At 65.6% G+C, this 20,695-nt stretch carries 16 protein-coding genes; 6 read left to right on the plus strand and 10 right to left on the minus strand.

The window, feature by feature from the left end; all coding sequences use genetic code 11:
• Positions 1-57: 57 nt before the first annotated feature.
• Entirely contained in the window at positions 58-1,584 is a 1,527-nt protein-coding gene (locus AC5RWX_RS17575) for a purine-cytosine permease family protein (RefSeq protein ID WP_494097662.1), read from the minus strand.
• Positions 1,585-1,693: 109 nt separating this feature from the next.
• Between AC5RWX_RS17575 and AC5RWX_RS17580 the strand changes: the two genes are divergently transcribed.
• Positions 1,694-3,277 carry a PucR family transcriptional regulator gene (locus tag AC5RWX_RS17580; protein WP_494097663.1) on the plus strand — a complete coding sequence of 528 codons (1,584 nt, stop codon included), beginning with the start codon at positions 1,694-1,696 and terminating at the stop codon, positions 3,275-3,277.
• 130 nt (positions 3,278-3,407) lie between these two features.
• Entirely contained in the window at positions 3,408-4,367 is a 960-nt protein-coding gene (locus AC5RWX_RS17585) for an endonuclease domain-containing protein (RefSeq protein WP_494097664.1), read from the plus strand.
• Positions 4,368-4,443: 76 nt separating this feature from the next.
• On the opposite strand, the gene purU is transcribed toward AC5RWX_RS17585, so the two are convergent.
• The 7 genes from purU to glyA are packed head-to-tail and all read right to left on the minus strand — an operon-like array spanning position 4,444 to position 13,307.
• Positions 4,444-5,340 carry a formyltetrahydrofolate deformylase gene (gene purU / locus AC5RWX_RS17590; RefSeq protein ID WP_494097665.1) on the minus strand — a complete coding sequence of 299 codons (897 nt, stop codon included), beginning with the start codon at positions 5,338-5,340 and terminating at the stop codon, positions 4,444-4,446.
• Between the two features lie 3 nt (positions 5,341-5,343).
• Positions 5,344-6,717, minus strand: a complete 1,374-nt coding sequence (locus AC5RWX_RS17595) for an L-serine ammonia-lyase (protein ID WP_494097666.1) — start codon at positions 6,715-6,717, stop codon at positions 5,344-5,346.
• Positions 6,718-7,356 carry a sarcosine oxidase subunit gamma gene (locus AC5RWX_RS17600; protein ID WP_494097667.1) on the minus strand — a complete coding sequence of 213 codons (639 nt, stop codon included), beginning with the start codon at positions 7,354-7,356 and terminating at the stop codon, positions 6,718-6,720.
• Positions 7,349-10,297: a sarcosine oxidase subunit alpha family protein gene (locus AC5RWX_RS17605; protein ID WP_494097668.1), complete on the minus strand. Its 2,949-nt coding sequence runs from the start codon at positions 10,295-10,297 to the stop codon at positions 7,349-7,351. The genes AC5RWX_RS17600 and AC5RWX_RS17605 overlap by 8 nt, the downstream gene beginning before the upstream one ends.
• Positions 10,294-10,704: a sarcosine oxidase subunit delta gene (locus AC5RWX_RS17610; RefSeq protein ID WP_494097669.1), complete on the minus strand. Its 411-nt coding sequence runs from the start codon at positions 10,702-10,704 to the stop codon at positions 10,294-10,296. Before AC5RWX_RS17610 ends, AC5RWX_RS17605 begins: the two co-directional genes overlap by 4 nt.
• A gap of 36 nt (positions 10,705-10,740) precedes the next feature.
• Positions 10,741-11,961, minus strand: a complete 1,221-nt coding sequence (locus AC5RWX_RS17615; RefSeq protein WP_494097670.1) for a sarcosine oxidase subunit beta family protein — start codon at positions 11,959-11,961, stop codon at positions 10,741-10,743.
• On the minus strand, positions 11,958-13,307 hold the full coding sequence (gene glyA / locus AC5RWX_RS17620; RefSeq protein WP_494097671.1) for a serine hydroxymethyltransferase: 1,350 nt from the start codon (positions 13,305-13,307) through the stop codon (positions 11,958-11,960). Before glyA ends, AC5RWX_RS17615 begins: the two co-directional genes overlap by 4 nt.
• A gap of 155 nt (positions 13,308-13,462) precedes the next feature.
• Here glyA and AC5RWX_RS17625 point away from each other — a divergent pair, with 155 nt between their 5' ends.
• The 4 genes from AC5RWX_RS17625 to AC5RWX_RS17640 all read left to right on the plus strand — a co-directional run bounded on the left by AC5RWX_RS17625 (position 13,463) and on the right by AC5RWX_RS17640 (position 18,413).
• Complete coding sequence (locus tag AC5RWX_RS17625) at positions 13,463-14,134, plus strand: GntR family transcriptional regulator (protein ID WP_494097672.1); 672 nt, start codon at positions 13,463-13,465, stop codon at positions 14,132-14,134.
• Positions 14,135-14,308: 174 nt separating this feature from the next.
• Positions 14,309-15,937 (plus strand): 5-oxoprolinase subunit B/C family protein, encoded by a 1,629-nt coding sequence (locus AC5RWX_RS17630; protein ID WP_494097673.1) that lies wholly within the window; start codon positions 14,309-14,311, stop codon positions 15,935-15,937.
• A gap of 11 nt (positions 15,938-15,948) precedes the next feature.
• The gene (locus AC5RWX_RS17635; protein ID WP_494097674.1) at positions 15,949-17,709 is read left to right on the plus strand and encodes an acetyl/propionyl/methylcrotonyl-CoA carboxylase subunit alpha; all 1,761 of its coding nucleotides are present in this window, start codon (positions 15,949-15,951) and stop codon (positions 17,707-17,709) included.
• A gap of 11 nt (positions 17,710-17,720) precedes the next feature.
• Positions 17,721-18,413 (plus strand): GntR family transcriptional regulator, encoded by a 693-nt coding sequence (locus AC5RWX_RS17640; protein WP_494097675.1) that lies wholly within the window; start codon positions 17,721-17,723, stop codon positions 18,411-18,413.
• Between the two features lie 129 nt (positions 18,414-18,542).
• Here the strand turns inward: AC5RWX_RS17640 and AC5RWX_RS17645 are convergent, their stop codons facing one another.
• Both AC5RWX_RS17645 and AC5RWX_RS17650 read right to left on the minus strand, forming a co-directional pair.
• The gene (locus tag AC5RWX_RS17645) at positions 18,543-19,745 is read right to left on the minus strand and encodes an MFS transporter (RefSeq protein ID WP_494097676.1); all 1,203 of its coding nucleotides are present in this window, start codon (positions 19,743-19,745) and stop codon (positions 18,543-18,545) included.
• A 278-nt stretch (positions 19,746-20,023) separates the two neighbouring features.
• A complete protein-coding gene (locus tag AC5RWX_RS17650) occupies positions 20,024-20,683 on the minus strand; it encodes a GntR family transcriptional regulator (RefSeq protein ID WP_494097678.1) in 660 nt (219 codons plus the stop codon).
• Positions 20,684-20,695: the final 12 nt, after the last annotated feature.

Below are 20,695 nucleotides of genomic sequence, written 5' to 3' on the forward strand. Positions count from 1 at the left end.
CTAACGGGTTGGCCCAGGTGCGACGGTTCGGAAATGCGCGGTTCTGCAATGTCCGGCTTAGAGAGCGGCGGGCGTGCCGGGCTGGGCAGCAGCACCCGTCAGCTCGATGGGCAGCTGGCGGTGGGCAGGAGCCGGGGCGGATTCTATGAATTTGCGGTGCATCCTTGGTCCCAGGATGGCGTAACTGGTGGCGCTGGCAAGACCGCCGGCGAGCCAGGACAGGTCCCAGCCGCCCAGGGCCACCGCGATGGGACCCTGCATGGCGGGGACAAGGCCGTACATAAACAGCCAGGTGGCGAAGATGCCCACCAGGAGGGAGGTGATACCCGCCCAGTTGAAGCCGGGGAGCCGCCTGGTGCCGACGCCGTCGAACAGCCTTTCCGGATTGCCGGGCCAGCGCTTGTCGATCCAGAAGTAGTGGACCAGCATGACGCCGCCCCAGGCAGCGACCCAGGCGACGAGCCCGATGAGCCAGGCGTCGAGGACTGCTGCGAAATCCTCCTGGAAGATGAAGAAGACGACGGCGGCGAGCGAGAAGACGCCGACGAACAGGTTGAGCTTGCGGCGGCTGATGGTGATATCGAGTGCTTGGGTGGCCACCGAGAAGGTGTAGATGTTGAGGATGTTGGTGGCGATGGGGCCATGGAGCACCATCAGCAGTACGGGCAGGGCGAGGACGCCGAAGTTCTGGACGATGAGCTTGCCTGGGTCAATTTCACCGCTGTTGGTGGCCAGGCTTGCGCCCAGGACGCCGAGCCAGACGACGGGGATGAACTGGCCCAGGACTGATGCCAGGTAGACCTTCTTCTTAGGCACTTCGGTGCTGACGAACCTGGAGTAGTCTGCGGCGTAGGTGAACCAGGTGATGCCCCAGCCGATGCCGATGGCAGTCATCACGGCACTCATGGCGGCAATCCGCTCCGAGCCTTCCAGGATGTTGCCGGCGGGGCCGGCGTAGGCCCAGTTGATGTCCATGCCGAACCACGCCACGGCGGACATCACGGCCAGGATGACGATGGTTGGCGGGACGGTCCACTTTTCGAAAGCAGCAATTGCCTTGTAGCCAAACCAGGCGATGGCTACCTGGGCGGCCATGATCCCGGTGGCGACGGCAATCTTCCAGCCGTAGTTGGCGGCTGTGGGGTCCACCCAGCCGAGTGTTCCGAAGAGTGCCATAACCAGGTCCAGGATGATCCAGGTGTTGACGGCGCACCAGCCGATGACCAGGAGCGCCTGGATGGCTGCCGGGAGGTAGTTCCCGCGCCTGCCGAATGCGGCCCGGGCGAGCACCATGCCGGTGGCGCCGGTCTTTTGTCCGAGGAGGACGAAGCAGCCGAAGAGCAACATGCCGATCAGGTTGCCCAGCACCAGGACTGTCACAGTGTCCGCGAAACCCAGCCCCAGATGGATTCCGAGGGCGCCCAACACCCAGTTGATCGGTGCAAGGTTGGCGCCCGCCCAGATCCAGAACTGGCCGGAGACCTTGTGCGTGCGCTGGGATTCGGGAATTGGCTGGAGCCAGGCTTCGACGTCTTCCGTGTGAACAGATTGCTCGGCTCGAGGGGCTGTGGGTTGTTGTTGCATCGGGGCCTCTTCGTTGAGGGGATGGGGATTCTTCAAGATTATGTGTCGGGGACCACATCCACCATCTACAATGTGTCGTGAGCTTTTCCTACTTATATGACGGAGTGTCATGCCAGTTCGTTTGGAAGATGTCCTGCGGCATTCCACCTTCACTGCCGCCGATCCCGTGGTCCGTGCGGCGGCGGCGATGGTTCCCCAAACCCAGCTCCGGTGGATCCACTCGAGTGAGGTTTTGGACATTGCCTTACTGCTGGGCGGCGGGGAGCTGCTGCTGACCGGCGGCCAGGCCCTCGCGCTGGCTTCCGATGAGCGCCGCGAGGGCTACATTCGGGACTTGGCCGAGCGCGGGGTGGCGGCGCTCGCCGTCGAGACCGGGAGTGTGTTGCCCTCCATTCCTTCCTCGATGATTTCGGCTGCCGAGGAAGCGGGGCTTCCGCTCATTGAGCTTCGCAGGGTGGTGCCTTTTGTGGCGGTCATGGAGGCAATCAACTCACAGCTTGTCAGCCAGTCCGCCGCCCAATTGCAGGAGGCCGACCAGGCCAGCCACGCCATGGCGGTGGAGCTCGCGCATGGAGGCAGCCTTGACCGGATTCTTGCTGTCCTGGCTTCGGCCACCGGTGCAGAGGTGGTGCTCACCTCTACCGCCGGGATTACCCTCGCGAGTGCTGAACCTGCGGGGGAGAGTGAAGCACCCGTTTCCGTGGACGGCGTCTCCGGCGAGCATCAGAGCACCGTCCATATTGAAGTGCCCGTGCGCGGAATACCGTCGGCACGCCTGGCGCTGCAGGTGCGCGGCGAAGCCGATGTGAACCTGGCGCGGATCGCCGGCAACCGGTCTGTGGACATCCTGGCCCTTGCCTTGCTGCAACGGATGCCTCCGGGTTTGAAGGAGATGGCCGGCGCTGCCCTGATCCGGGCCATTGATTCCGGCAAGCAAAACTGGCGGTTGCAGGAGCTGGCTCCCGCCGCAGGTATTTCTGTCTCTGCACAAGTGGTGGCGGTTGTTGTCCGGTCCTCCGCCTCGAAGCAGCTCCGCAGAAATGTGGAGCACCTGCTGGACCCGGGTGGCCAGCACGGTGCCAGTTATGCGGATAACGCGGAGCTCCTCGCACTGGGTGTCCTCCGCTCCGGGAATGCCCAGGATGAGCGGCAAAAGATTGTGGACGGCCTGCAGTCGTTGGACGTACCGGAGGGAACGGTGAGCGCCGTCGGGCCCATTGCCTCGGGCATATCCTTCGCTCCGTGGTCGCTCGCGGAGGCGAGGCTCACGCTGGAACTTGCTGCCGACGTCGGACGCGTCAGCTCAGGGGGAACCGCACCCGGGGCAAGCGGGCACGGGAAGGTCCTGGATGCCCAGGCTTTCGCTGTGGAACGGTTTGCAGTTCATTCCGTTGACGAGGCCCTGCGCCGGGAGTTCGTCGGCCAGCAGCTCGCCGCCGTCCTTGAACACGACGCCCAGCGCCAGTCCAAGCTGGTGGAGACGCTGCGGGTCTGGCTGGACTCCGGCTGCAATACGGCCCAGGCTGCGCGGGAGCTGCATGTGGAGCGGCAGTCCATGCACCAGCGGCTCCAGCGCATTTTCTCCCTCTGTGGCGGCGACCCCCGCGGAACCGGCCGTCTGCCCGCCCTGCACCTGGCCACCCGGCTCGCCGCCCTCCAAACCCAAATAACCCCGGCACGCTCTCTCACTTAACGTGGGTTTTCCGGCGATCCTCTCTCACTTAACGTGGGTTTCCCGGCGATCCTCTCTCGTTCACAGACGCCAACGGCAGGCCTGTGGATAACTTCTGCAGCGTCCTGCCGCGCCGAGGCACAATGCCAGCATGCGAAAGCAACATTTCCTGCCCCCGCCGTTGGCAGAGGCTCCTTTCACCTTCGGTTCGGCCAGGGCTTCCGGCGTCACTCTGGACAGGCTTCGACGCAAGGATGTCGTCAATGTGGGCCGCGGTCTCTATCGCCCGGCGGGTTGGGACTTCGATCTGGAAGGTGCCGCCAGGGCGTTGTCCGCTGCGTCGCCCGGCGCCTGGATTTCACACGTGACCGCGGCCCGTCTCCGGTGTCAAGTGCTGCCACCGTGGCTGGCCGATTCCACGGAACTGCATCTCAGTAAGCCGCGTGCGCTGCCGTCGGTCCGCCGGAAGGGCATATTCGGGCACACCGTCCTGGCCCTTGAAAATGAGATTGAAGTGGTTGACGGCATCAGCCTGAGCACCCGCTCCCGCACTTGGCTCGACCTGGCACGGGTCCTGCCGCTCAATGATCTGGTGAGCATGGGTGACGAACTGATTCGCATCCCTCGGGTACATTTTGAGGGAAGGACACAGCCCTACGACACCTTGGCGGGGCTTCGCATCCTGGTGGGCCGCCACCCGAATCTCCAAGGCATCGTCAGGGCACGCGAAGCGCTGGATCTGATGCGGGTGGGTGCGGACTCCGCGCCCGAATCGCTGCTCCGCCTGGCTATCGTCAGCGCGGGCCTGCCCGAGCCTGAACTTCAGGTGCCTTTGCGCGCGGGAGACGCGAGGTCGCCGTCGGCCGACTTGGGTTACCGTCATCGCCGCCTTGCCATCCAGTACGACGGCGGGCATCACCTTGGCGACGCACAGATCTTTAGCGACAGGCGACGGGACAACGCCTTCGAATCAGCCGGCTGGACAATCCTCGTGCTTGGCAAGGATGACTCTGCTGACGGTTTCGAAGGTGCAGTGCAACGCATCAAACGGGCACTTCGGAGGGGCCGGCTTGACCACCCGCAGGCGGCAGGGTTTGCCAACGGCGACTGAGCGTCGCGGGAAACCCCACATCAAGTGAGAGAGCGCCGCGGGAAACCCCACATCAAGTGAGAGAGCGTCGCGGGGGCTAGCGGAGCACCACCGTCCGGTTACCCTGCAGGATGACCCGGCCTTCACAGTGCCAGCGGACTGCATTGGACAGGGCCTTGCATTCGGTGTCGCGGCCGGCGGCCACCAGGTCCTCGGGCCCGTACGTATGGTCCACGTCCACGGTCTGCTGGGAGATGATCGGCCCCTCATCCAGCTCGCTGTTGACGTAGTGCGCAGTGGCGCCCACAGTCTTCACGCCGCGGGCGTACGCCTGGTGGTACGGCTTGGCGCCCTTGAAGCTCGGCAGGAACGAGTGGTGGATGTTGATGGCCTTCCCGTCCAGCTTCCGGGTCAGGTTGTCGCTGAGCACCTGCATGTACCGGGCCAGGACAACGAGTTCCACATCGAACTCGTCCACCAGTTCAAGCAGGCGTGCTTCGGCCGCGGGCTTGGTTGCGGCAGTGACCGGCACATGGAAGAACGGGATCCCGTGCCATTCCACCAGGGCCTGGTGGTCGGTGTGGTTGGAGACCACCGCCACCACGTCCACGGGGAGCTCGCCAATGCGTGCCCGGAACAGCAGGTCGTTCAGGCAGTGCCCGAACTTGGATACCATGATCAGCACCCGCCGCTTGGAACCGTGCGGCTCTAGCCGCCAGCGCATCCCGAAGCGTTCGGCAACGGGACCAAAATCGGCCCGCAGCGTGTCCGTGGTGGAGGCGTCGCCGGAGGACGCAAAATGCACCCGCATAAAGAAGTGCTTCTCGGAACGCTCGCCGAACTGCTGGTTGTCGATGATGTCGCAACCATGCTCCAGTAGGAAGCCGGAGACGGCGTGGACAATGCCGGGCGATTCGGAGCAGTCCAGCGTGAGGACGTGCTCCACCGTGGTGGGGGGATTTGCAGCAACAGTTTCAGTCTGGATGGCAGTCATGGCTCAGCACTCGATTACGTTGACGGCAAGGCCTCCGCGGGAGGTTTCCTTGTACTTGGTTTTCATGTCGGCTCCTGTTTCGCGCATCGTTTTGATGGCTTTGTCGAGGGATACCTTGTGGCTGCCGTCGCCGTGCAGGGCAAGGCGGGCGGCGTTGATGGCCTTCACGCTGGCGATGGCGTTCCGCTCGATGCAGGGGATCTGCACCAGCCCGCCCACCGGGTCGCAGGTAAGGCCAAGGTTGTGTTCAATGCCCACCTCGGCGGCGTTTTCCACCTGGGCAGGCGTGCCGCCCAGCACTTCGCAGAGCCCGGCGGCGGCCATGGAGCAGGCCGAGCCCACTTCACCCTGGCAGCCCACCTCGGCCCCGGAAATGGAGGCGTTGATCTTGAACAGGATTCCGACGGCGGCCGCGGCCAGCAGGAAGCGGACCACGCCGTCGTCGTTGGCGCCGGGGACGAACTTCACGTAGTAGTGCAGCACGGCCGGGACAATGCCGGCCGCACCGTTGGTGGGTGCCGTGACGATGCGCCCGCCGGCGGCGTTTTCCTCGTTCACGGCCAGCGCGAACAGGTTCACCCATTCCATGGCCCGGAGCGGGTCGGTCACCCCGGTGTCCGCCGCCAGGGTCTGGAATAACGACGGCGCGCGGCGGCGGACATTGAGCCCGCCCGGAAGGATCCCTTCCGCAGCGCAGCCGTTGTCCACGCATTCGCGCATGACCGCCCACAGCCCCAGCAGCTTTTCCCGAAGTTCCTCTTCGGTCCGCCAGACCAGCTCGTTAGCGAGCATAACGTCCGAGATGGACATGCCTTCACGTGCGCAGATCTCCAGGAGCTCGTCCGCGCTGGTAAACGGGTAGGGAAGGACGGTGGAGTCGGCCACCACTCTGTCGCCGGCATCGACGTCCCCGTCAACAACGAAGCCGCCCCCAACCGAATAGAAGCTCCGTTCGCTGAGGACTGCCCCGGTGTGGTCCAGCGCGCGGAAGGTCATGCCGTTGGGGTGGGCCGGGAGGGACTTGCGACGGTGCAACACCACGTCTTCGTCCCAGTTGAAGTCCACCCGGTGGTCGCCGCCGATCCACAGTTCGGCGTCGAGGGCGGCGGCCGCCACCTGGTCATCGGCGGTGAAGGTGTCAACTGTTTCCGGGTCCAGCCCCTTGAAGCCCAGGACCACGGCCTTGTCCGAGCCGTGGCCCCGGCCGGTGGCGCCCAGCGAGCCGAACAGTTCGGCCTGCACCCGCCTGGTGGAGCTCAGGTGTCCGTCGCCTTTGAGTCCGTCTGCGAACAGCTTCGCTGCCCGCATCGGGCCGACCGTGTGTGAGGACGACGGCCCGATGCCAACGGAGAACAGGTCCAGGACGCTGAGGGCCATTTAGGGGACCTCGGGGGAGGCGTATTCCCGCATGGCGTCGAGGAGCCAGCGGCCCAAAAAATCGGCGAATGACGCGCGGGGGAAGATCCGGAAGGTGTCCTCGCCGGTTTTCCACAGGACCACGGGGATGTTGCCGATCTCCGTGGACAGTGCGGTGCCGGCTTTCAGCACGCGGGGGTGCAGGTCCAGCGAGCAGCCCTTTTCGAGGACGGCGCGGGACCGGGGTCCGGTGAGTTCGAAGGTGGTGCGGTTGGCGGAGAGGTCCACCACCTGGCCTTCGCCGTCGCCGAGTGCTTCGCGGAGTGCCTGGATCAGGTCGCCGCCAAGGGACTCATGGGCTTCGGTGGGTGCCACCACCAGGAACTCTTCGGGCCCGAGCCACAGCACCGACGTGTCCCTGGTGCCGCTCACGGCGCCACATGCCGCAGGCAGGCCGCCCGTGACGGTGGCTACGCGCTGTCCGGCGTCGCTGTTCCGGTTGACCCGAAGGCCCACCATGGTCAGGAAGGCCACTTCGGACAGCTCCACAACGCCCCGGACGGAGCCGGTTTCAAATGCTGCCCGGAGCTGGGCCGCGGGGCTGATGCGGAGGGAGAGGTTCTTCTCGTAGGAGATTGCGGGTGCTGTTGTCTCAGCCATCTTTGCGGGTTCCTTCGGGGTCAAAAAGTACGGTTTCGGCGACGACGACGTCCACGAGCTGGTCACCGGCGGCAGCCACCAGGGTTTCGCCGATGCGGTTGCGGCCGTTCTTGATCAGTGCCAGGCCGAACGACCTGCCCAGGGCTGCGCTGTGGTAGCTGGAGGTGACGAAGCCTTCCATCGGCACGGGCCCGTAGGCCGGGTTGGTGGAGCGGCCCTTTTCCACAAGCTGGGTGCCTTCCGGCAGACGCAGCGTGCCGTCCACCGGCAGGACGCTCACCAGGTGCTTGCGGTCCTCGCGCTGTGCATCAGTGCGGGAGTAGGAGCGCTTGCCGATGAATTCCTTGGCCTTGGAGACGATCCAGTCCATGCCGGCGTCCTGGGGGGTGACCGTGCCGTCCGTATCCTGACCGACGATGGGGTAGCCCTTTTCGGCGCGGAGCACGTGCATGGTTTCGGTGCCGTAGGGGGTGATGTTGAATTCCGCCCCGGCGGCTGCCACGGCTTCCCAGGTGTTCAGGCCGTACCAGGACGGTACGTTGATTTCGTATGCCAGTTCGCCGGAGAAGGAGATTCGGCAGACGCGGGCGCGGACGCCGGAGGCGAGGGTGGTTTCGCGGAAGGTCATGAACGGGAAGGCTTCGGCTTCCAGCCCGCCGTTGGCAGCCAGTTCCGGTGCCACCTTGGCGAGGACCTCGCGGGACTTGGGCCCGACGACGGCTATGGTGCTCCACTGCTCGGTCACCGAGGTGCAGTGCACGTCCAGGTCCGGCCACTCGGTCTGCAGCCATTCCTCCAGCCAGTCCAGTACCTTGGCAGCGCCGCCGGTGGTGGTGGTCATGAAGTAGGTTTCCTCGTCCAGACGCAAGGTCACGCCGTCGTCAAAGATCATGCCGTCAGCCGTGCACATTACGCCGTAGCGGGCGGAGCCCGGCGCGAGCTTCTTGAACGCGTTGGTGTAGATCCGGTTGAGGAACTCACCGGCGTCCTTGCCGCGGATCTCGATTTTCCCCAGAGTGGTGGCGTCCATAAAGCCCACGGAGTCGCGGACGGCGGCGCATTCCCGCAGTACGGCCGCGTCCATGTCCTCCCCGTCCTGCGGGTAGTACCAGGGCCGCTTCCACTGCCCGACGTCCTCGAACAGGGCGCCCTTGGCGACGTGCCACGGGTGGATCGACGTGACGCGTGCGGGGTCGAACAGCTCGCGGCGCTGGCGTCCGGCGAGGGCCGCGAAGGCAACGGGGGTGAAGGGTGCGCGGTAGGTCGTGGTGCCGATGTCGCCGATGCCGCGGGACGCTTCGCCTGCGGTGCGCAGCGCGGCGGCGATGACGCCGATTGCGTTGACGCCGGAGGTTTTGCCCTGGTCATTGGCGGTGCTAATGGAGGTGTAGCGCTTGATGTGTTCCACGGACCGCATGCCCGCGCCAGTGGAGCGCAGCACGTCGGCCACCGACTGGTCGCGCTGGAAGTCCACGAAGTGGTGGTGCCAGTCTTCCGGGGTCCCCTGCTCGCCGGGCACAAGCCACAGCTGGCGGGTGGGAGCGGAGGCCTTCGGCTCGCTGAGCGGCGCGGGTTCGGAGGCGGACGCGAACCCCGCGGCGATGGCCGCCTTCGCGCCGGCCGAGGTTCCTTCGGCGAGGCAGTCTGCGAGGTCGAAGCTGCCGCGGCCCGAGCCGATGATCTGCTGGTTGGGGACGACGGTGCTTGGCACGAAGGCGGCCAGCTCGTCGTCCCAGCGCAGCTTGCCCTGCCGTTGGGAGTGCAGGTGGACCAGCGGGCTCCAGCCGCCGGAGACGGCCAGCAGATCGCAGGCGATCTGTTCGATCCCAGAGGTGAGTTCGCCGTCGTCGTTAATGCTGCGGACGGTGACGCCGTTCAGGCGGCCGTCTGCTGACTCGGCACCGGAGGTGTTGGCCACCGCGCTGCCGATCAGCACCCGGGTGCCTGCTTCGACGGCGGCAGCGGCCACCTCGGAGAGCTGCGGCCGGGCGTCCACCACGGCGGCGACCTTGACGCCGGCGGTGCGCAAATCAGCGGCCAGGGCGTAGGCGCTGTCGTTCGTGGTGCTGATGACCACGCGCTGGCCGGCGGCGACTGCATAGCGGTTGAGGTAGCTACGGACGGCCGAGGCGAGCATGATGCCGGGCCGGTCGTTGTTCTCGAACACCAGCGGGCGTTCGTGGGCGCCGGGGGCAAGCACCACCTGGCTGGCACGAATGTGCCAAATACGCTGCCTGGACACACCGGACGCGGCGGGCGAGGACAGGTGGTCGGTGCGGTTCTGGACGGCGATGACGTAGTTGGCGTCATAGGCGCCGAAGGCGGTGGTGCGGTTCAGGACGGTGGATTCGGTACCGGAGACGAGTTCGGCTTCGACGTCAGCCACCCACTCCAAAGCAGGCTTTCCCTCGATGGTCTCAGCCAGTTCGGGTGCCGTGGACCCGGACAGGAGTGATCCGCCCAGTTCCGGCTGGTCATCCAGGAGCATCACGCGGGCACCGGTGCGGACGGCTTCGCGGGCGGTGGCGAGGCCGGCAGGGCCGCCGCCGATGACCAGGACGTCGGTGTGGACGTACTTCTTGTCGTATTCGGCGCGGTCTTCCTCGGGGTCCAGCTTGCCCAGGCCGTTGAGGAGTTCAGCCTGCAGGCCGTCCACCAGGGTGACGGTGGTGGCGGGGAGCATGGACTCGGCTACGTGACCGGGGAAGCGCGGCTGCACCTTGACCAGGGCGTTTGATTCTTCCACCCCGGCGGACATGATGCCGCGGGGGCGGTCCTCGTAAAGCGAGTTGCCGGCGGCGATGCGGCCGTTGGCGAGCAGGGCGGAGGCGAGGGTGTCACCCGGGTGGCCGGTGAACTCTTCGCCGTCCACGGTGAAACGCCAGGAGATGGTGCGGTCGATGCGTCCGCCGGCGGCGAGGCGGGCGTTACGGGAAGTCACTTGGTTGCTCCTTCCGGGGCGGTGGTGCTGGTTGCAGAAGTACTGGTACCGGAAATGTCCGGCGCGGCAGTCCCCGTGGTGGTGCTGTCAGCGGCGGTGCTGGCAGTGCCGGCGTCGGGGGTGAGCTGGCCGGCGGCGTCCGGCCGGGGGGCACCCATGGGGTAGACGGCCTGGATGTCGTAGGTGACGGTGTCGCGGAGCATGTTGAACCACTGGCGGCAGCCGGTGCTGTGGAGCCAGCGTTCAGCGAAGGCACCCTTGGTGTTGTCCCGGTAGAACAGGTACTCGGCCCATTCGCGGTCGGTCAGCCCGTTCGGGTTTTCCGGGTAGGCTACGTGGGCCTGGCCGCCGTAATGGAATTCGGTCTCGTCGCGCGAGCCGCAGTTGGGGCAGGAGATGAGCAGCATGTGCGTCTTCTTTCTAAAGTGCAGGTTCGCTGGCGGCTAGTGGGCGACGGCGGCAGCGCCGTGTTCGTCGATCAGCGCACCGGTCTCGAACCGCTCCAGCGCGAACGGCTTGTTCAGCCTGTGCGGGGCACCCGTGGCGATATTGTGGGCGAAGGTCATGCCGGCAGCCGGAGTGCCCTTGAACCCGCCGGTACCCCAGCCGCAGTTCACGAACATGTTCTCCACCGGCGTGTTGCCCACGATCGGGGACGCATCCAGCGTCGTATCCACAATGCCGCCCCAGGTCCGGAGCACGTGGGCCCGGGCAAAGATGGGGAAGAGCTCGACGGCGGCCGCCATCTGGTGCTCGATCACGTGGAAGGAACCGCGCTGGCCATAACCGTTGTAGGAGTCAACGCCGGCACCCATCACCAGTTCGCCCTTGTGCGCCTGGGAAACGTAGACGTGTACGTGGTTGGACATGACCACCGTGGGGTGGACGGGCTCGTGCAGTTCGGAAACCAGGGCCTGGAGCGGGTGGGACTGGATGGGGAGCCGGAAACCGGCCATTTCGGCCAGGACCGAGCTGTGCCCGGCAGCGCAGAGGCCCACCTTTTCGGTGTTGATGGTGCCCTGGTTGGTCTTGACGCCCACCACGCGGTTACCGTCCTTGACGAAGCCAGTGACTTCGCAGTTCTGGATGATGTCCACGCCCAGCTCGTCGCACTTGCGGGCGAAAGCCCACGCCACGTGGTCGTGCTTGGCGATACCGGCGCGGGGCTGGTATGTGGCGCCCATGACGGGGTAGCGGATGTTGTCACTAATGTTCAGGATGGGGCAAAGTTCCTTGACCTGCTGGGGATCAAGCCACTCCGCGTCCACGCCGTTGAGCTTGTTCGCTCCGACGCGCCGAATGCTTTCGCGGACATCGCCCAGGGTGTGGGCAAGGTTCATCACGCCGCGCTGGCTGAAGAGGAAGTCGTACTCGAGCTCCTCCGGCAGGATCTCCCAAAGCTTGAGGGCGTGCTCGTAGATGGCAGCGCTCTCGTCCCAGAGGTAGTTCGAACGGATGATGGTGGTGTTGCGGGCCATGTTGCCGCCGGCCAGCCAGCCCTTTTCCAGGACGGCGATGTTGGTCATCCCATGGTTCTTTGCAAGGAAGTAGGCAGTGGCCAGTCCGTGCCCGCCGCCGCCAACAATCACGGCGTCGTACGAGGACTTGGGCTCCGGATTGCGCCAAAGGAAATCCGGGTGCTCGGGGAGCTGTTGGGTGCTCACTGGGCTGCTCCAATCATGTCTGTTTCAAAGGCGGCAATATCGGTGCCGCTGTCATCCTGCGAAAGGTGGGGGTAGAGGGGGAACCGGTCGGCAAGGGCGGCCACGCGGGCGCCGAGTTCGACGACGGCGTCCCCGGCCAAGGTGCCGTTGCCGGCCGAGGCGATCAGCGCCGTCGCGATGATGTCCGCAACTTCTGCGAATTCCTCGGCGCCGAAGCCGCGGGTGGCGAGGGCCGGGGTGCCGATCCGGAGTCCGGAGGAGACCATCGGAGGGCGGGGGTCGAAGGGAACGGCGTTGCGGTTGACGGTGATGCCGATGCGATGCAGGGCGTCTTCGGCCTGCTGTCCGTCCAGCTCAGAGTTGCGGAGGTCCACGAGGACCAGGTGGACGTCCGTGCCGCCGTTGACCACGGAAATTCCTGCTGCGGCAACGTCGTCGCGAAGGAGCCGTTCGGCGAGAAGCTTTGATCCCTGCAGGACGCGTTCCTGGCGTTCCTTGAATTCGGGGGTGGCGGCCAGCTTGAAGGCTACGGCCTTCGCGGCGATAACGTGCTCCAGCGGGCCGCCCTGCTGGCCGGGGAATACGGCACTGTTGATCTTCTTGCCGTACTGCTCTTTGGCGAGGATGACGCCGCCGCGCGGGCCGCCGAGGGTCTTGTGCGTAGTGGTGGTGACGACGTCGGCGTACGGCACCGGGTTCGGGTGCAGGCCGGCGGCCACCAGGCCGGCGAAGTGGGCCATGTCCACCATGAGGTAAGCGCCAACGAGGTCGGCGATACGGCGGAACTCCGCGAAATCCAGCTGACGGGAGTAGGCGGACCAGCCGGCAACGATTAGCTTGGGCTTGTGTTCAAGGGCCAGTGCCTCGACTTCAGCCATATCGATGCGGAGGTCTGATTCGCTCACGTGGTAAGGGACCACGTTGTAGAGCTTGCCGGAGAAGTTGATCTTCATGCCGTGAGTCAGGTGTCCGCCGTGGGCCAGGCTCAGGCCCATGATGGTGTCGCCCGGGTTCAGCAGGGCGAACATGGCAGCGGCGTTGGCCTGGGCGCCGGAGTGTGGCTGGACGTTGGCGAATTCGGCGCCGAACAGGGCCTTGACACGGTCAATGGCCAGCTGCTCCACTACATCCACGTGCTCGCAGCCGCCGTAGTAGCGCTTGCCGGGGTAGCCTTCCGCGTACTTGTTGGTGAGGACCGAACCCTGTGCCTCCATGACTGCGGACGGGGCGAAGTTCTCCGAAGCGATCATTTCCAGCGTGGACTGCTGGCGGCCCAGCTCATGGGTGATGGCTTGCTGGACCTCGGGATCGACGACGGAAAGTCGCTCGTTCAACTGCTCAACCACGGATGCTCCTTTTGAAATACCATTTGCTTGATAACTGATATATCAGTCTGAGGTCAATGGTATGATCGGGATCACAGCAGAGTCAATAGCTGGACCGAAAGCGGCAAAAAGCTACCGCGTCCGGTTCGGCCGTCATCGAAGAACGGAGCGGCGCCTTGAATGCACTTCTTGCTCTGACCCCTGTGGAGGAGGACGCTCCGTCCCAGGCGGAGGCCGCGTACCGGCAGCTGCGGGACAAGCTGATCATGCTGGAGATCCGCCCGGGGGAGCCGATCAATGACGGGCAGTTGGCGGGTGAGCTTGGCTTCGGACGTACTCCCGTGCGTGAGGCGATCAAGCGGCTTGAGGTGGATCACCTGGTGATTTCCTATCCTCGCCGCGGAACGTTTGCCACCAATGTTGACTTCACTGAGTTGGCCGACGTCTCGGAAATCCGGGAACTGCTGGAGCCCCTTGCCGCCCGCCGTGCTGCAGTCCGGGCGAGCGAGAGCATGCGCCGCGAACTGCTGCGGGTGGCCGATGCCATTGCGGGGATTGAGCCCACGTCCGGGCAGTCGCGGGACCTCATGCGCTATGACCTGATGGTGCACCGGCTGATTTACAAGGCGGCCGCGAACGCGCACCTGGAAAGCACGCTGATCCGCTACGACAACCTGGCCACCCGCATCTGGTGCGTGGTGCTGGACAAGGTTCCCTCGGTGACTGGACACATCACTGAGCACGTCGATCTGCTCAAGGCGGTGGCAGCCGGCGACGCCGAGAGGGCCGGCGAGCTGGCCCTGCACCACGTCACCAGCTTCGAGGAGACCATCCGCAAGGTGCTGTAGGTGGTACCCCTGGAACATTGTTGAACAATCGGCAAAACTCGTGCATGCTGTTGGGGCCACCTAACGAGACGAGGATCACTGTGGCTTACATCGATCTCAACAGTGACGTTGGCAGTCTTTCGGTAATTGGACGATGGGCGATGACGCTGCCGGCGTCAGCATTCGGAGCTTCGTGTGAGCCCTGGCATCCCTGGAGAGGAAATCCGGTGGGCCGGGCCGCGCGCCCTGCTCATTGAGGTGGAGTCACTTGACGCCGTCCTCGCCCTGCACGCCCACCTGGTGGAGTATCCGCTAACCGGGCAGGTCGAGGTGATAGCAGCTGCCCGGACGGTCCTTGCCGTCTTCGACTCCCGGACCAATGCCAGGGCTGGCCGCAAAGCCTTCGCAGCCCTGGACTTCGCACCGTCCAGTGGGCCACTGGCGTCCGGCGACCCGGTCCGCATCGAGGTGGTGTACGACGGCGAAGACCTCGCCGAAGTAGGCCGGCTTACCGGCCTGGGAGCGGACGGTGTGATCAAGGCCCACAGCGGCCAGATCTGGACGGCGGCCTTCGGCGGATTTGCGCCGGGGTTCGCCTACCTGGTGGGAGAGGACGAGTCGCTCACGGTGCCCCGCCGCACCAGCCCCCGCACAGCTGTTCCGGCCGGATCCGTGGCGCTGGCCGGCAACTTTTCCGCCGTTTACCCGCGGCGTTCCCCGGGCGGCTGGCAGCTGATCGGGCGCACGGCTGAGCGGATGTGGGACCTCGGGCGGAAGCAGCCTGCCCTCCTCCGCCCCGGCATGAGGGTGCAGTATGTGCCCGTGCGGGAGCTGGTTGAGCTCCCCGATCATGCCGGGAAGTCTGCCGTCCCTGCGGAGGCCAGGGCAGGCCAATCCCTCGAAATCCTCGCGCCGGGGCCGCAGTCACTGGTCCAGGACCTTGGACGGCCCGGGCTCGGCGACCTTGGCGTTCCGGTATCCGGTGCCGCAGACACGGCAAGTGCCCGCCAGGCGAACCGGCTGGTCGGCAACAAGCCAGGCGACGCCGTCCTTGAGTCCGTCCTTGGCGGGTTGGCGGTCCGGGCCCAGGGTGAACTGACCCTCGCCCTCGCGGGTGCGCCGGTACCAGCCCTTATCGAGGGAGCACGCGGTAACCGGCCCGCTGCCATGTACGCGCCCTTTGCCCTGCACGACGGTGAAAGCCTGCGCCTCGGGTTGCCCGACGCTGGACTTCGCACCTACCTCGCCGCCCGTGGCGGAATCGCATGTAAACCCGTGCTCGGCAGCCGCGCCACCGACCTTTTGTCCGGCATCGGTCCGGACATCCTGAAGCAAGGCACCGTGTTACCCGTCGGCGAGGTGGAACGGGACCGTATCGTCGGAGTCGCCGAGCCTTCCACGCTGCCCCCCGGCATCAGGGAAGGCGCATCGGTCACGGCCCTCCGGGTTACCGCCGGTCCACGCCAGGACTGGTTTACGCCGGAATCGCGCGCAGCACTGACGGAACAGGCCTGGACCGTGACTGCCGAGTCCAACCGCATCGGGGTCAGGCTTGCCGCCCCCGGAGGTGGCGGCGCCCTGGAACGCGCGCGTCCCGAGGAACTTCCCAGCGAAGGCGTGGTGGCCGGCTCACTGCAGGTGCCGCCGTCGGGCCTTCCGGTGCTGTTCCTGGCCGACCACCCGGTGACCGGTGGGTATCCGGTGATTGGCGTCGTCGTACCGGAGGACCTGCCCGTGGCCGCGCAGCTTCCCCCGGGTACCGCCATCCGCTTCATCGAGGTGGATCCCGAAACGCTCCGGCCCATCGCCAGCCAAAAACCGTGAAGGAAGCCGCCATGAAAAAGGTCCTGATAGCGAACCGCGGCGAGATCGCCGTCCGGATTGCCCGCGCCTGCGCCGATGCCGAGCTGGCATCTGTGGCGGTGTACTCCGATCCCGACGCCGACGCGCTGCACGTTCGCATCAGCGATGAGGCCTACGCCCTGGCTGGCTCCGCCGGTTCCGAAACGTACCTGAACATCCAAAAGCTGCTCGAGGTCGCTGCCCGCGCCGGAGCCGACGCAGTGCATCCCGGCTACGGCTTCCTGTCGGAAAACGCCGATTTCGCGCAGGCCGTGCTCGACGCCGGCCTCACCTGGATCGGTCCTTCGCCGGAGGCGATCAGCAGCCTGGGGAACAAGGTTACCGCCCGGGAGATCGCGGTCCGGGCAGGCGCTCCGCTGGTGCCGGGCTCTGATGGGCCTGTTGCCGACGCCGAGGAAGCCCGGGCGTTTGCGGAGCAGCACGGGGTGCCGGTAGCCATCAAAGCAGCCTTCGGTGGTGGCGGACGCGGGCTCAAGATTGCCCACCGGCTGGAGGACATCGAGGATGCCTTCGATTCCGCGGTACGGGAGGCGACCGTTGCCTTCGGACGCGGCGAGTGCTTTGTGGAACGCTTCCTGGACCGTCCGCGGCATGTCGAGGCGCAGGTGCTGGCGGACACGCATGGAAACATCGTCGTGGTTGGAACGCGTGACTGCTCGCTGCAGCGGCGCCACCAGAAGCTCGTCGAGGAAGCGCCCGCGCCGTTCCTGACCGATGAGCAGCGGCACCGCATCCATGAGTCGGCGCGGGCCATCTGCCGCGAGGCCGGCTACACCGGCGCCGGCACAGTGGAATACCTCGTTGCACCGGATGGGGTAATCTCTTTCCTCGAGGTCAATACCCGGCTGCAGGTAGAACATCCGGTCACCGAAGAAACATCCGGCCTTGACCTTGTCCGAGAGCAGTTCCGCATCGCCGCAGGCCTGCCCCTGTCCGTCACGGAGGACCCGGTTCCGCACGGCCACGCCATCGAGTTCCGCCTCAATGCGGAAGACGCGGGGCGCGGATTCCTGCCCGCGCCGGGGCGGATCGAGGTCTTCGAGGCGCCCACGGGTGCCGGGATCCGCGTGGACACGGGCGTCCGGTCAGGGTCCACCATCCCCGCCGAATATGACTCCCTCATGGCCAAGCTGATTGTGTACGGCGAGGACCGGGCACAGGCGTTGCGCCGCGCCCGCACCGCCCTGGACGAACTCCGGATCGAGGGCGTGCCCACCGTCGTCCCGTTCCACCGGGCCGTGGTGCGGGACCAGGACTTCACCCAGCCGGACCGGCTCAGGGTGTACACCACCTGGATCGAATCCGAATTTTCTGAGCGGCTCGCTGCCTCCCTTGAGACCGGCCTTGCCGGTCCCGTCGCACGGCGGGAGACCCTCACCGTGGAGATCGATGGCAAGGCAGTCCAACTCGGGTTGCCCGCGCAGGTTTTCGCTACCCTGATGGGTGGCGGGGGTGCTGCCGCGGCACCTGCTTCCACCGGCGACCCCACGGCGGACCGCCCTGCAGCGGATGGCAGGGTCACCGCCCCGATGGGCGGAAACCTGGTGAAGTGGCTGGTTGAGGATGGTGCCTGGGTGACTCCCGACCAGCCTGTTGCAGTGCTGGAGGCGATGAAGATGGAGACCGTGGTGTCCGCGTTGTCCTGCGGTTCTTTCCGCCGGGGCAGCCAGGAGCCGGGCGCCGCCGTCGAGCGCGGAGACGTGCTGGGCGAGGTCATCAGTACTGCCGGCTAGCATCGAAGGCGATGATTACGGCATTGAAGGATGAAGCGGGGACTGCTGAACACGCGCATACTACGGCGTGGATTGCGTCCGTGCTGCGTGCGCGGATTGCGGCGGGACAGCTGGCGCCGGGATCAAAGTTGTCGGAGCAGGCGCTGTCGGCCTCCCTTGGGGTTTCGCGGAACACGCTCCGGCAGGCGTTCACGACACTTGCCGGTGAGTCCATCGTGACGCGGATTCCGAACCGCGGTGTTTTCGTGGCCTCGCCCGGAGTTGAGGAGGTGCGCGAAATCTACCGGATCCGGCGCACCATCGAACCTGCAGCCGTTTTGTGGTCGGAACCTACGGCCGGGGAACTTGACATGATGGAGGCCATCGTCCGGCGGGCCCAGGCCGCGCGCGACGCCGGGTCGGTCGCCGAGATGGCCGACGCGAACCAGGCGTTCCACGAAGCGGTGGTAGGACTCACCAGGAGCGGATCGCTGCGGAAGATGATGGAGTGGGTGCTCGCCGAAATGCGGCTGGTTTTCCACACCATGGCTTCAGCGCCGGATTTCCATGCGCACTACGTGGACCGCAACGCGCAGCTGGTTAAGCGGCTGCGCGCAGGCGAGAACGAAAAGGCCGCGGCGGAACTGCGTGCCTACCTCGACGCGGCCGAGGCGGAGCTGCTGGGGCACCTTGGCGGCGAAGCTCCTGGAAGTTCCTTGGCGTAAGCTACGGCACCAGGTAATCGGTGTCGCGGGCAGATGCCCGGTGGGAATCCTGATAGCTTCGCCGAAATCGGGGTGCCGAGATCGGCTATTCCCAGCTCCTTGTTGGACAATCACGTTCGCGCTCGCGCGTCAGGCGGCGCTGATGACCCGGTTCCGCCCGGCAAGGACACCGGTTACCACGACAGCCACCATGATGCCTGCAGTTACAACGAGGGGAAGCGTCCAGTCCCCGCTGAGGTCGCGCAAAGCTCCGAACATCACCGGCCCGGCCGCGCCCAGTCCGTAGCCAACAGACTGGGCCATGCCGGACAACGATGCTGCCTGCGGGTAATTTACGGTGCGGAGGCTGAACAGGGACAGGGCGATGACGATGAGGCTTCCGCAGCCGACTGCCCCGAGAAGGACCCAGAGCAGTACCAGGTCCGGGGCGATGGCCAGCCCGAGGAACGTCGCCACCATGAGGCCGCCACTCATGAAGGATACAAGCCGCTGGTCCGGGCCCCGGTGCAGGAGGGCCCCGGTGGCCAGGCTGGCGAACACGCTGATGAGGAGGAAGACGGACAGATGCATGCCGGCAGTAGTGGCGGGGATGCCGCGGCTTTGTTCGATGGTGGGCAGCCAGGCCATCAGGACGTAGAAGGCAATTGATTGCAGTCCCATGAAGATCGTCACCTGCCAGCCCAGCGCTGAAGCCCAGGGTGAGCGATAGGGGAGATGCGGGGTGCTGGGGTGTGCGGTTCCTGCCCTGCGCTGCAGCAGCCATGGCAGGAGTGCTGCCAGTGCGATGAGGGCCAGTCCCGCCCAGATGCCGAGGGCAAGCCGCCATCCTGCCGGGGACGTTTGTGAGACGGGGACGACGACGGCGGCCCCGACCGCAGCGAAGGCGGCCTGCGTGGCGGTGTAGCTTCCGGTGATCTGGCTGACCTTCGTGGGGAAGTTCCGCTTGACGAGGGAAGGCAACAGGACGTTGAGGAACGCGATGGCCAGGCCGATCAGTGCGGTGCCGGCCCAGATGAAGCCGGGTACGGGCAGGGAGCGAAGCACGATGCCTGCGGCGAGGATCAGCAGTGACATCCACAGTGCCCGGTCCAGGCCCAGGCGGGAGGCAAAGCCGGGCGCCACGGGTGAGAAAACCGCGAAGGCAATAAGCGGAAGGCCGGTAAGGAAACCTGCTGCAGCGCTGGAAAGGCCAAGGTCATCACTGATGTTCTCGAGCACAGGACCCACGCTGACAAAGGACACCCGGAGGTTAACCGCGATGAGCAGTACGCCGATGAAAGCGAGACTGAACCTCGCGATCCGGTCCGGCGCGGTCCGGGAGCCAGCGGCCATGCGTTCCTCCATCCTTCAGCAGATGCGGAGCACCTGCTGCTCCCATGCACTGGCATCCTCTCAGATCAGGAAGGTGCTGACAGGGCTTGGCCGTTTATGACTACTGGATAGAACTGTCAGGATGACACCTATGGCTGCATGGGAGGAATGCCTGGTAACGCGATCTGGAACCTATTCTGACGCTCCCTGCCGCTGCTGCCTGACGTCAGGTTTGGGTGTGCCCTAAGGAGACGAACTGCCTCTGCCTTTTGGTTCGACAGATATGGGAAGAGGCACGCCTAGGCCACGAGGTTGTCGGCCGCGGTGTCCATGTGTTCGCGGATGGTTTTGCGTACCAGGGACGCGTCTCCGGTTTCGATGGCGGCCACGATGTCACGATGCCGGTCAACGCTCATGTTCTTAACGCCCTTTTCCCGGCCGGCGAACATGATGGACATCCTGATGGAGCCCTCCAGCGAAGTCCATGAGTGAAGCAGGGTTTCGTTGCCGGTTAGCCGGCACAGTGTGCGGTGGAATTCCATGTCGGATTCGATCCGCTCGGCCAGCGACTTATCTTGAGCCGCCTCCATGACGTCTATGGTCTGGTGCAGGGACTCGATGGCATGAACCCGGTCCGGGAGCTCGCACAGCGTCCGTGCCGCTAGTGTTTCAAGGGCCGCTCGCACGGCGAAGATGTCGCGAATTTCCTTCGCGTCGAGGTTACGGACGGAGAGGCGGCCCCGAGGCCCTGCAGACAGCAGGCCTTCCTGTGCCAACTGGCGGAGTGCTTCACGGAGTGTTCCGCGGCTGATCTGGAGCATTTCGGACAGTTCGGTTTCGACGAGATGCCGCCCCGGTTCCAGTTCCCCACTGGTGATGGCGGTTCTCAGCGCCGCTAACGCCTGCTCGCGCAGGCTTTGCTTTTCCAGTCCCAGCAGCGGGGCTGTCAGTCCGGCCATGGTTCTGTCCTC

The sequence above is a fragment of the Arthrobacter sp. SPT-J7 genome (genome assembly GCF_059089965.1).

Excerpts from the sequence above, each read along its gene's own strand:
- AC5RWX_RS17645 (WP_494097676.1), bottom strand. The coding sequence starts at position 19,745 with ATGGCCGCTGGCTCCCGGACCGCGCCGGACCGGATCGCGAGGTTCAGT.
- AC5RWX_RS17580 (WP_494097663.1), top strand. The coding sequence starts at position 1,694 with ATGCCAGTTCGTTTGGAAGATGTCCTGCGGCATTCCACCTTCACTGCC.
- purU (WP_494097665.1), bottom strand. The coding sequence starts at position 5,340 with ATGACTGCCATCCAGACTGAAACTGTTGCTGCAAATCCCCCCACCACG.
- AC5RWX_RS17635 (WP_494097674.1), top strand. The coding sequence starts at position 15,949 with ATGAAAAAGGTCCTGATAGCGAACCGCGGCGAGATCGCCGTCCGGATT.
- AC5RWX_RS17640 (WP_494097675.1), top strand. The coding sequence starts at position 17,721 with ATGATTACGGCATTGAAGGATGAAGCGGGGACTGCTGAACACGCGCAT.
- AC5RWX_RS17575 (WP_494097662.1), bottom strand. The coding sequence starts at position 1,584 with ATGCAACAACAACCCACAGCCCCTCGAGCCGAGCAATCTGTTCACACG.
- AC5RWX_RS17585 (WP_494097664.1), top strand. The coding sequence starts at position 3,408 with ATGCGAAAGCAACATTTCCTGCCCCCGCCGTTGGCAGAGGCTCCTTTC.
- AC5RWX_RS17650 (WP_494097678.1), bottom strand. The coding sequence starts at position 20,683 with ATGGCCGGACTGACAGCCCCGCTGCTGGGACTGGAAAAGCAAAGCCTG.
- AC5RWX_RS17610 (WP_494097669.1), bottom strand. The coding sequence starts at position 10,704 with ATGCTGCTCATCTCCTGCCCCAACTGCGGCTCGCGCGACGAGACCGAA.
- AC5RWX_RS17595 (WP_494097666.1), bottom strand. The coding sequence starts at position 6,717 with ATGGCCCTCAGCGTCCTGGACCTGTTCTCCGTTGGCATCGGGCCGTCG.
- AC5RWX_RS17600 (WP_494097667.1), bottom strand. The coding sequence starts at position 7,356 with ATGGCTGAGACAACAGCACCCGCAATCTCCTACGAGAAGAACCTCTCC.